Below are 1,468 nucleotides of genomic sequence, written 5' to 3'. Positions count from 1 at the left end.
TAATCTGTACCCTTTGTAAAGGACATTTTGAAAAAAGTTAGGCAACATCAAGAAGATGATTTCTGTATCCAACAGGAGTCATCTTTTTTAAATTCCATTGATATCTATAGTGATTATAGTACGTCATATATTTCTTAATCTCTTGTTTCAACTCAGTAAAAGACTCGCAAGGTTTTATATGTGCTTCATCTTTCAGATGACCAAAAAATGATTCTTGTGGAGCGTTATCCCAACAGTTCCCTCTTCTTGACATAGATTGTCCGAGCTTTAGCTTTTTGACTAATTTTTGGTAGGTAGGGCTTGTGTAGTGGGCTCCTTGATCTGAATGAATATATGCGCCTTCAGTCAATGGAATCCTCTTATTCCGTTGTAGTTTATGAAGAGTTGTTGTTACGAGGTCTAATGTCATCTGTTCTGAAACATGGTAAGCTAAAATTTCATTGGTTGAGCCATCTAAAATTGTAGATAAATAAGCTCTTTTATTCTTACCGTAAATTAAATAAGTGATATCTGTAAGAAGCGTTTTTCCTGGGATATTTTGTTTGAATTCTCGATTTAATTGATTCCGCACTACTCGATGTTCTTTTGAAGCTTTCAGCATTCTTTTATAAGGATTTGCTTTCCGAATCGGACAGACAATCTCATATTTTTTCATAATTCTACGGATACGCTTTAAATTGTAGACAACTTGAAACTGACCCGCCAATGTCATCTTTATCTGACGAGCCCCCTTCTTTCTATTTCTAAATCGAAGTGCTTTTAATATGGTTTTCTTCAAGATTTCATCTCGATCACTCTTTTGTTTCCGTTGTTCTTGAGCTGAAATTGAAAAGTAATTATAGTATCCCGAACGGGATACACCAGCTACTTTACACAAATAACTGACCATATTCCTTAAGTTGTATTTCATGATGACAGAACGAATCAAGATGAATTTCTGACTAGGTGGTAGTGTTATTTCCTTTTCATCCTCCCTTCCATAAGTTTGATTTTTTTTAGCAATTCGTTTTCCGCCTTTAGTAAGTTTCGTTCGGCTTCTAAACGGGCATACTTTTCTTCTAACGTAAACTCTCTCTCAAGAGTTCTTCCAGCGTTTTCGATACGTGTATCCCTTAAACCCAAAACACCATTTTTTCTATAAGCAGCACGCCATCTACTTCCCGATGACATAACCCGTTTCATTCCAATCATATCTATATCAAAAACACATTCTTCAAAAATATTTCGAGGTAGCTTTCCTTTTTCATTTTCCTCAATAAAAATATGCTTAAATTCCTCTGTATAAGTGATACTTTTCTGACTTACAGATTTTACGTATAAGTTATTTGATAGAATTTGAATTTCTCTTTCTGTAAATAGCTTTTTTGTCATTTTCAACATTCTCCGATCCCAATTTTCCTTTTATTATACAAGAAATACCCTATAGAATAGACTTTTTTCAAGTGTCTATTCTATAGGGTACATTTTA

Annotated in this window: 1 protein-coding gene; it reads right to left on the bottom strand. The window is 34.0% G+C overall.

What is annotated here, in order from left to right; genetic code table 11:
* Positions 1-37 precede the first annotated feature (37 nt).
* A protein-coding gene (locus tag MR167_RS31410; RefSeq protein ID WP_242316225.1) for an IS3 family transposase occupies positions 38-1,380 on the bottom strand; the annotation gives its coding sequence in 2 pieces (ribosomal slippage) (positions 38-999 and positions 999-1,380; 1,344 coding nt in all).
* Between the last annotated feature and the right edge of the window lie 88 nt (positions 1,381-1,468).

Origin of the sequence: Bacillus cereus group sp. BfR-BA-01355 (genome assembly GCF_022663675.1) — a bacterium.
Classification (GTDB): Bacteria; Bacillota; Bacilli; order Bacillales; family Bacillaceae_G; genus Bacillus_A; species Bacillus_A thuringiensis_S.
The sequence above is the reverse complement of the archived record's forward strand: the minus strand, read 5'-3'. Positions and strand labels throughout refer to the sequence as shown.